This is a genomic window from Chloroflexota bacterium (genome assembly GCA_018648225.1).
Classification (GTDB): Bacteria; Chloroflexota; Anaerolineae; order Anaerolineales; family UBA11858; genus NIOZ-UU35.
Window position 1 is genome coordinate 7922 of sequence record JABGRQ010000049.1, and the last position, 8272, is coordinate 16193.

An 8272-nucleotide genomic window follows, 5' to 3' on the forward strand; every position below is an offset into this window, starting at 1 on the left:
TGTATAGGGTCAATGCTTAAAAAGAATATCAGCTTATAAACTTCGAGTCAATATCGTAACCAAATGGGTGATCCGAGACCTGGTATCTGGTTGGATCAACCCGCATAGGCGGTGAATTATTGTTTCGGGCGTTCCGGCCTCAACTCGCATAGGCGTTAAGAAAAAACCTGCCACTTTGGCAGGTTCATTGCCCCAATATCCAGGCGCCCCCGGTGCGACTCGAACGCACAACCTACGGCTTAGAAGGCCGGTGCTCTGTCCATTGAGCTACGGGGGCAGAACGCTATTTACATTCGGGACAAGGGCGAATTCCCTTGTAGACACGTACGCCAGAAATCGTGCGCAGCACCGTGTTTGCGGGGCGATTCAGGCGTTCAGCCAATTCGCGCGCCGTTAGATGCATATTGCCATTCGCCAGAAACAAACGAAAAACTGATTCCACCATGGATGTTCGCTCGGTAATAAAATCCACAGTTTTGGCACAATGGCTAATAAGGGTGTGCTGCAAGCCATCCACGCGCTGAACTTCAGCGGTTTCGGGATCTACCCAATCGACCTGCGTATCACCCACCATTTCAGAAAATGTATTCTGATGCTCCGGGCATAGGGAACTCTTCAAGTGGATGCGCCATTCACGGTCGTTTTGTTGCCACCAATTAAAATCAATATGAAAAGGTGTATCCAAAGTTGGTGTGACCAGACTATATCGTTTCGCTTCAGTCACTTAAAAAACTCCTTCTCTTCAAGCTATCAAGATGTTTTTTTGCTTCTCAGGAACCAGCTGAGTCATCAAAACGAAAATGTAAATCACCCACATGCACAAACCAGGGGCGCGATGCCAATAAAGTCATAACCGGTCCCGGTGGACAGCGCCGCACAAGATTGACCGCCGCATACAACTCGGAAACATGGACGTGATTTTGCGGATTCAGTTTGGTTAACTCGCGGGCAACATCAGCAACTACGCGTTCAAAGGGCAGGGGTTGTTTTTGGCGTTTTTCCCAAAGGGAATCCAATGCTTTGATATCAGGGATCATGATGCCCATGCGCTCATCGTATACCGCGCTGACCATTTGTTTGAGTGTCGCAAAAACGATGCCGCCATCGGCACCAACCAACGCCGTCCGCACCCAATCTCTGCGAGAGCGCTGTGCCTCAACATCGACAACAACTTCGCCTTTATTTTGACCCGCACGGACAATAACGATGCTTCCTGGCATCAATTCGCGATCACGATACCATTTTTCAAGACCAAAGACATAACCGCCTTTGCGAACCACCCATCCCGGGAAATTTTCACCGGTTTCGCCATCAATCAGTGTAAATAAAATCCGCGGCGCTTCGTAAGCTGTAGGAAAAAGTGCGCCAATCCGGCGCGTCAGTGGGAGCGTGCCTGCACGCCAATGTGCATACAGCAAGGGTATGGCAACATCGTGCTTTGCGTCGGCACGGGCATGATTTTCAAGCGCCCACTCATCATCGAGACGCTGTTCCAGTTCGAGCATTTCTGGCGTCAGGTTGCTGCGTTCACATTCAATTGGAGTGTAGCGCAACACATCGGGCGTAACTTGTACCCCCTCCGGTTCCAGCCGGTGCAAAAACCAGAGTACTTTTCCAGCCGGGCCAACTTCATCAAAGCGCTTGTCTTCCTGTAAGGCTAAATCCAGAGAAAATTCGACCAATTTCGGATTCTCGTCTGTGGACAGTTCAATCTGTTTTAGCAACTCGCTCGTTGGTAGCGGGCCGCCACTTTCTATATCTAATAATGCTTCCGCAAGATTAAGGTGCCCCGTATTCACATCAACTAACAGCGCGCGCGGGAACCAGCGTCCGGCAATGCACACAAAATCAGCATTATCTTGCAGGCCTTCTTCAAGACGCTCGATCAAAATATCATCATAATCGCGCAATACAGAATCCGGCGAGGGTATATTACTCTCAGCAACTTCCTCCGGCATGTTCAACGGATGATTGGCCAATGCCGATGCAAATTCGCGCACCTCGCCATTTTCAAATTTGACCTCAATGACAGAAAATTCGCCCAAATCAGGATTATATCCATCCCTTTTGTTTACCACTTCGGCTTGCCGCCAATCGAGAGCAGGAAAAACCACGCTCTGCTTGATCTTGTACTCGTCCTGGGGCAGGTAAACGCTCCCACCGGACAAGCGTTTTACCTCAATGGCTTTTAGCTCGCGCTGGATGCGATCGATAACCAGGGCTTTGATTAACTCATTAGGCGTGAGGGGTGTTTCTACCTCAAGCAAGTGCGCGTAAAGAAAATCGACATCTTCAGCTTGAAGTTCAAAATCATCCCAATAATCTTCCCGAATGGACATGGAAACAACAACCATATGGACAGCCTCAAAATATATTACGAATTAGAGCAGACGAAAATCCTATTATTCCAGCTCTGTGGGAACTGCCGAGCTGATTCCCACAGAGCGATTAATTTAAGATTACGTGTGTTTAATAAAAAAACGCATTTGCGCTTTCGAGCGGACACTATTATACTCTACACTGGAGTACAAACAAGGTGGGTTCTCCGTGAATCCCCATGGTGGTTGTCCACATTTAGGAGTCTCTCACGGCAGTTCCCCAAAACACAAAGCGCTTCACAGATGAACAGCTTCGCAGAAGAAATACCGCGAAAGGAAAGCTACAATGAATCAACCAAAATGGGTATTGGCAGCAAAAATCGAAGGGGAATTTCAGGCCGAAGTGTTGCGCGGCCTGCTTGAAGCCCAGGGCATTTCCGCCTACATTTCAATGGAAGGCGCTGCCAGAGCCTTGGGGGTAAATGTTGGCCCCTTTGGACTGGTCGATATCCTGGTCGCTGATGACCAGTTACAAGACGCTCTGGATGTGATCAAAGCCTATCAAGCTGGCGAATTCGAGAGTATGGAAGACGAAAACAGCGAAGCCTAAGTGGTTTAAGGAAATTCTTCACCGAGCCATTGCAGCGGGTCTACTTGCACGCCACCCACAATCACCTCGAAATGCAGGTGTGGGCCGGTGACACGCCCAGTTTCGCCCACCAGGCCAATCAAATCCCCCGTTTCCACCCAGTCGCCAGCCGAAACAAATATCTCAGACTGATGCCCGTAAGCCGTATAGACACCCCATCCGTGATCTATCACGGTGGCATTGCCACGCACAATTAGCTCACCCACAAAAACTACTCGTCCCGGCGCCGGAGCATAAATATCCACGCCCGTTTGTCCGCAAAAATCCAGACCGGTGTGGAAAAATAAATAACCACTGCCATTATACGAGCGGCGATGACCAAACCAGGAGGGAAAACAATCGCTTAAATATTCCGGCATCGGGCTTTGCAACATCCCCGCCCAATACTTTTCGGGGGTTCGTGACGCGACCACTTCAGCCCACAACGCATTTTCATTTTCATTATTATCAATATCGGTCGTGACCGAATCGACCGCCAGCGGTGGATCATAAGGGTAATCACCATCCCTCACATAAATTGTTTGAGAGAAGCGCAAAGGGGTGCCATCTGGCAGAGTTCCGTCAATTGAAAGCGGGTAGCTTCCTGGTTCGAGCAATGCATAAACCCCTTGCAAGGCTACATAACCATCATCATCAGGAAAGAAATTCAACGGTTGCTCATTCAAAAAACCAGTGAGAGAAGTCCCTTCGGGCGCAGCAATACGCAGCGAAAGTGTTTGCCCCTGGATGAGCGGCAATGAAGCGATTGAAACCTGTTGCACGCCCTCCGGAAAAGCGCCCATGGTCTCATCGTGGATGGCAGCGCCTTCAAGATGGATTGATTCGCCAGGGAGCAGATCCCATCCCCCGGAGCGTTGACTGGCCGATAAAAGGCTCCACGGACTCAGCCCGCGGCTGATTGCCAGTTCCATGAGGGATTGATTTACCTTCACAGTGGCGCGCCCCACCGAGCGAGTCGGCGCCTCCCCTTCCCGTTGCGGCACAATCACCTGCGAGCCAGCATAAGCCTCATCGGGGCTGGTAAAGTGATTCAACTTTATCAGCATGTCGCGCTCAATTTGATAACGAAAACTGAGACTATCCAGATTTTCACCGAAAGGAATTTCTTCCGTAACCAGAACCCCTTGTACGCCCTGAAGGCCAGGGATCACCAGCCGGGCGCCAATCGAAATTTGTCCAGGGTCGGTGATGCCATTCGCTTCCGCCAGATCATCCATCGAGATGCCAAAGCGTTGAGCAATTCCCCATAATGAGTCGCCCGCCTCAATGATATAAACCGGGCCATTCGGCTGTTCTTCCTGAGCCTGAACAGAAACCCACGGAAAAAGTATGCAAGCTGCGATTAGCAGGTTAATAAGATTACGCATTTTCAAATTCAATCTGATCTCCAACCGAAAAATAATCAAACCAAAAGGTTGGCATTTCCAAAATATAACGCGCCGCCGTTTGAGGCATGAGTACCGAACGCCAGCGATGCGCGAGACGCACATCCACAACTATTTTGGTCTCATCCAGCCACACTATGGCTAAATCAAAATTCATAAAAAACATGTGGACTGCGGCATCCAGACGCGTGGCGCGTTGTTGAACCAGCAATAAACCTTGCGATTGTGGCAATGCGCGCCGCAAACTCAATCCGCGCAGACGGCAGCCAAATCTATCACAATATCTAGCTTGCAACTCGCCAGGCAGCGCCCGGGTGTGATTATAGATTTTCACTTGTTGCATGGGGGTTTCGTTGCCAATCCGCCAACCGAAGGTCTTTACGCTGGAGTACCTAATACTTCTTGCACCAGTTTCAAAAGCTCGACATTCTTGAAGGGTTTTGGCAAATATCCCTGCACACCGGCAACATTTTCAGCCAGGACACGGTCTATCTGTTGGGCTTTGGCGGTAATTACCACAACAGGGATGTGTTGGGTTGCTTCCGTATCACGAATATTCTGATAGACTTCCCATCCATCAACATCGGGCATCATCAAGTCGAGCAATACCAAATCGGGCAAAAGTTCCTGAATAGATTTCCATCCTTCAGCGCCGCCCAGAACGCCGGTAACTTTGTACCCTTTAGTGCCTAAAATGATCTCTACCAAATCGATCATCTCGGCGTTGTCTTCAATATAAAGAATGTGTTTTCCCCGATCGGCCATACTATGATCCTCCAGCACATGTTGCTGAAACTTTTCCAAGACCTTCGCTACCATAGAAAAACGCTTGATGAAATAGAAATATCTCGCAAATAGCACTCACAAAATACGTGTCATCGTTGCAAAGTTTACCACAAGCACAAGCCTCTTGCCACGCTCTGCTGCCTGGACTATAATTTCGAAATACAAGGCAGTCTGAATGAAATCTAACCTGAAAAGGGGTGTGCGGTGAACCTGACCCATCGCACACCCCTTTTTTCGAGTATTTTATAGCGGGCTTAACTATTTTAAAAATCAGAATTTGGACTATTCTCGTGAGGCAGAAAAATGATCGACGTAAATGAACTCCGCAAAGGCGTAACCTTCGAACTGGACGGAAAAATCTTCAAAGTGCTGGAATATACCCACCATAAACCTGGTCGGGGTAAGGCCACAATTCGCACAAAAGCCCGCGATTTGCGGAATGGCAATATCATTGATTTGTCTTTCACGTCGAGCGATCGCGTACAAGATATTCGCCTGGAGCATCATGAGGTGCAGTTTCTCTACAGCGATGACGAATTCTATTATTTTATGGACCTCGGAACCTATGAACAACCCGCCATCCGTAAAGACGTACTTGAAGAATATGCCCTGTATTTCAAAGAAAATATGGAGCTTAAATTAACAATTTACGAAAACGAACCCCTCGATATCGAATTGCCCACCGCAGTAGACTACGAAGTTACCAAAGCTGATCCTGCAGTACGCGGCGATACAGCCACCGGCGTTACGAAAAAAGTGACTGTAGAAACCGGATTGCAGGTTGAAACCCCCGCGTTTGTCGAAGTCGGCGATGTTATCCGCGTGGACACCCGCAACGGCGGATATGTCACACGGGTATAAGTTTTGAATTCTATCGTCAAAAAAAGCCAGCGAATTTGCTGGCTTTTTTGGTTTATAAGACAATCTTTCCCGGCGGCAGACTGGAATCGATGGGCGCAGATGCCGCGGTATCGCGTGCCAGACGTTCGTACATCCCCACTTCCGCCACTACATCCGGGTCAACATGCAAATCCAGCAAATTGCTTGGGTATGTGTGATATTTCTGGTGCAGATAGTTGAGAGTTTGTTCATAATAGCTATCCAAACTACCGCCCTGAATTATAATAACTTTGGTCATCGAAAATTCTCCTCTATAAATAAATATATTGGATTTATGCCGTTGTATAATTCCAATAATCTGAATGGATAGTGGAGAGATTTGCCAGATACGGTGGTACTGGTATAATAAAAAAGTCCCCAGCTATCCGCTGGTAGAAACAGGTGATGCCCCCACTATTTTCCAGATACCGGGGGCATCATCGCGTTAGATGCAAAAGTATAATAGAACATACGTTCTTTCGTCAAGTGATTCAGATATTTTAAGAATCTCCATGCTATAATTTGCCCCATGCGAACACCTGTCGGAAAAGAATGCCCCTACTTCTATGGCGATTACTACCGCGGCCGCAACCGCGAAGAATGCCGCCTGCTCGAAAATTGGCAAGCCAAGCTGTGCAATACTTGCCCGGTTCCTGGAATCCACCTCGCCAATGCCTGTCAGCACATGGTTCTTAATGCCACTGTGGTGCGCCCGTTTTTCATTTTGCCTCCCGAAGTGCAAATCAGCGCTTATTGTAAAAAAACTGAACAAGCTGTCGCCGAACCCCAGATTGGCTGCGGCAAATGTCACTCGCTGCCCGAAATCTTCACCGGAGATTCCTTTGACCCCAACACTCACGCTTCTGATTGATCTCGACGACACCCTGCTGGGGAACGGCATGGATACATTCATCCCAGCTTATCTCGGCAAATTAGGCCAGCACATGGCCGGTCACTTTGATCTCCAGGAAATGCCGCCGGTAATGTTCGCCGCCACCGAGCGCATGTTCCAAAATCAACGTCCCGACCGCACTCTGGAAGAAACCTTTGACCCGCATTTTTACAAGCCCTTGGGGATGCAAAAATCCAGTGTCCGCGGGCAAATTGATGAATTCTACGAGCAAGAATTCTCCAAACTCGAAGGGCTGACCCACTTCATTCCTGAGGCTGTCGAATTCATAGCGCAAGCCCTCGAGCGCGGTTATCGCATCGGAATTGCAACCAACCCCCTCTTCCCACGCACCGCCATTGTCCAGCGATTGCGCTGGGCTGGCCTTGATCCGCAGAAATACCCCTTTGCGCTGATTCCATCCTACGAAACGTTTCATTTTGCCAAGCCCAACCCGGCCTATTTTGCCGAATTTTTAAGTCGGATAGGCTGGCCCGAAGGGCCGATTTTGATGATCGGGAATGATCCAGACCACGATGTGCGCGGCGCAAACGGGCTGGGGCTGCCCGTTTTCTGGATTACGGAGTTGGGCGCTGAAATCCCTGATGGTTTTCCTGCCCCCACTGCTAGCGGCGCGTTGACCGATGTACTCCCTTGGATCGACAGCCAGCCCCCCGAACAACTTAAAGCCAAATACGAGACACCCAGCGCCATCATCGCTACTCTGAGGGGCTGCGCCGCGGCGCTGGCGGGTATGACTACAGAATTTCCACACGATTGGTGGGGAAAATGCCCTGATCCAGAAGAGTGGTGCCTGACTGCGATTATTTGTCATTTACGAGATGTAGAACACGAAATCAACCTGCCGCGCTTGCAAGCCATCACCCGCGGCGAAAACCCCTTTATTCCCGGTGTGGATAGCGATATCTGGGCGGCAGAGCGCGGCTATAAACAGCAAAACGGCGAGAAAGCCTTAGCAAATTTCCTCGCCGCCCGCATCGAAACTTTAGAATTATTAGACGAGTTAGCCACCAGCGATTGGAAGCTACCCGCTCATCATGCCATTTTTGGCCCTACGCGTCTGGACGAGTTGGCCGGGTTTATGGCCCGCCATGATCGCCTGCATATTCGTCAGGTGCATAAGACCATTGAAACGATCACAAGATTGCAGTCGTAAAATCGTTTTTATCCGCCGAACAGTCCGCCAAGACCTTTCAGCAAATCGCCAGTATCCAGGCCGCCTTCGAGAATATCGTCCAGCCGCCCGGCAATCGAATCGGGCAGTTTGTCTTTGACATAATCCAACACGACCATAACCGCTTTCTCAGCAAGTTCTTCCGAAATTCCAGTTTTCTCAACTACTAAC

Annotated in this window: 11 protein-coding genes and 1 tRNA gene; 4 read left to right on the top strand and 8 right to left on the bottom strand. The window is 49.4% G+C overall.

Features of this window, described 5'->3' with window-relative positions; translation table 11 throughout:
• Positions 1-204 precede the first annotated feature (204 nt).
• From HN413_02960 to HN413_02970, 3 genes are all read right to left on the bottom strand, one after another.
• Positions 205-277: transfer RNA gene (locus HN413_02960), tRNA-Arg, on the bottom strand.
• 6 nt (positions 278-283) lie between these two features.
• Positions 284-724, bottom strand: a complete 441-nt coding sequence (locus HN413_02965) for a hypothetical protein (GenBank protein ID MBT3389346.1) — start codon at positions 722-724, stop codon at positions 284-286.
• 46 nt (positions 725-770) lie between these two features.
• Positions 771-2354 carry a hypothetical protein gene (locus HN413_02970; GenBank protein ID MBT3389347.1) on the bottom strand — a complete coding sequence of 528 codons (1584 nt, stop codon included), beginning with the start codon at positions 2352-2354 and terminating at the stop codon, positions 771-773.
• 310 nt (positions 2355-2664) lie between these two features.
• On the opposite strand from HN413_02970, the gene HN413_02975 reads away from it, so the two are divergent.
• A complete protein-coding gene (locus HN413_02975; GenBank protein ID MBT3389348.1) occupies positions 2665-2928 on the top strand; it encodes a hypothetical protein in 264 nt (87 codons plus the stop codon).
• Positions 2929-2933: 5 nt separating this feature from the next.
• On the opposite strand, the gene HN413_02980 is transcribed toward HN413_02975, so the two are convergent.
• Genes HN413_02980 through HN413_02990 form a run of 3 tightly spaced genes read right to left on the bottom strand, consistent with a single transcriptional unit; the run spans position 2934 to position 5117 of the window.
• Positions 2934-4334: a peptidoglycan DD-metalloendopeptidase family protein gene (locus HN413_02980; GenBank protein ID MBT3389349.1), complete on the bottom strand. Its 1401-nt coding sequence runs from the start codon at positions 4332-4334 to the stop codon at positions 2934-2936.
• Complete coding sequence (locus HN413_02985) at positions 4327-4695, bottom strand: hypothetical protein (protein MBT3389350.1); 369 nt, start codon at positions 4693-4695, stop codon at positions 4327-4329. The genes HN413_02980 and HN413_02985 overlap by 8 nt, the downstream gene beginning before the upstream one ends.
• A gap of 35 nt (positions 4696-4730) precedes the next feature.
• Complete coding sequence (locus HN413_02990) at positions 4731-5117, bottom strand: response regulator (GenBank protein ID MBT3389351.1); 387 nt, start codon at positions 5115-5117, stop codon at positions 4731-4733.
• 324 nt (positions 5118-5441) lie between these two features.
• Here HN413_02990 and efp point away from each other — a divergent pair, with 324 nt between their 5' ends.
• A complete protein-coding gene (efp, locus tag HN413_02995; protein ID MBT3389352.1) occupies positions 5442-5999 on the top strand; it encodes an elongation factor P in 558 nt (185 codons plus the stop codon).
• Positions 6000-6051: 52 nt separating this feature from the next.
• Here the strand turns inward: efp and HN413_03000 are convergent, their stop codons facing one another.
• The gene (locus HN413_03000) at positions 6052-6276 is read right to left on the bottom strand and encodes a hypothetical protein (protein ID MBT3389353.1); all 225 of its coding nucleotides are present in this window, start codon (positions 6274-6276) and stop codon (positions 6052-6054) included.
• Positions 6277-6546: 270 nt separating this feature from the next.
• Here HN413_03000 and HN413_03005 point away from each other — a divergent pair, with 270 nt between their 5' ends.
• Positions 6547-6888, top strand: a complete 342-nt coding sequence (locus tag HN413_03005; protein ID MBT3389354.1) for a hypothetical protein — start codon at positions 6547-6549, stop codon at positions 6886-6888.
• Complete coding sequence (locus tag HN413_03010) at positions 6860-8083, top strand: HAD hydrolase-like protein (GenBank protein ID MBT3389355.1); 1224 nt, start codon at positions 6860-6862, stop codon at positions 8081-8083. The genes HN413_03005 and HN413_03010 overlap by 29 nt, the downstream gene beginning before the upstream one ends.
• Before the next feature lie 8 nt (positions 8084-8091).
• On the opposite strand, the gene HN413_03015 is transcribed toward HN413_03010, so the two are convergent.
• A partial coding sequence (locus HN413_03015) for a DUF2267 domain-containing protein (GenBank protein MBT3389356.1) occupies positions 8092-8272 on the bottom strand: 181 nt, incomplete at its 5' end.

Coding starts and splice junctions, on each gene's coding strand:
- HN413_02970 (MBT3389347.1), bottom strand. CDS start 2,354: ATGGTTGTTGTTTCCATGTCCATTCGGGAAGATTATTGGGATGATTTT.
- HN413_02975 (MBT3389348.1), top strand. CDS start 2,665: ATGAATCAACCAAAATGGGTATTGGCAGCAAAAATCGAAGGGGAATTT.
- HN413_02980 (MBT3389349.1), bottom strand. CDS start 4,334: ATGCGTAATCTTATTAACCTGCTAATCGCAGCTTGCATACTTTTTCCG.
- HN413_02985 (MBT3389350.1), bottom strand. CDS start 4,695: ATGCAACAAGTGAAAATCTATAATCACACCCGGGCGCTGCCTGGCGAG.
- HN413_02990 (MBT3389351.1), bottom strand. CDS start 5,117: ATGGCCGATCGGGGAAAACACATTCTTTATATTGAAGACAACGCCGAG.
- efp (MBT3389352.1), top strand. CDS start 5,442: ATGATCGACGTAAATGAACTCCGCAAAGGCGTAACCTTCGAACTGGAC.
- HN413_03000 (MBT3389353.1), bottom strand. CDS start 6,276: ATGACCAAAGTTATTATAATTCAGGGCGGTAGTTTGGATAGCTATTAT.
- HN413_03005 (MBT3389354.1), top strand. CDS start 6,547: ATGCGAACACCTGTCGGAAAAGAATGCCCCTACTTCTATGGCGATTAC.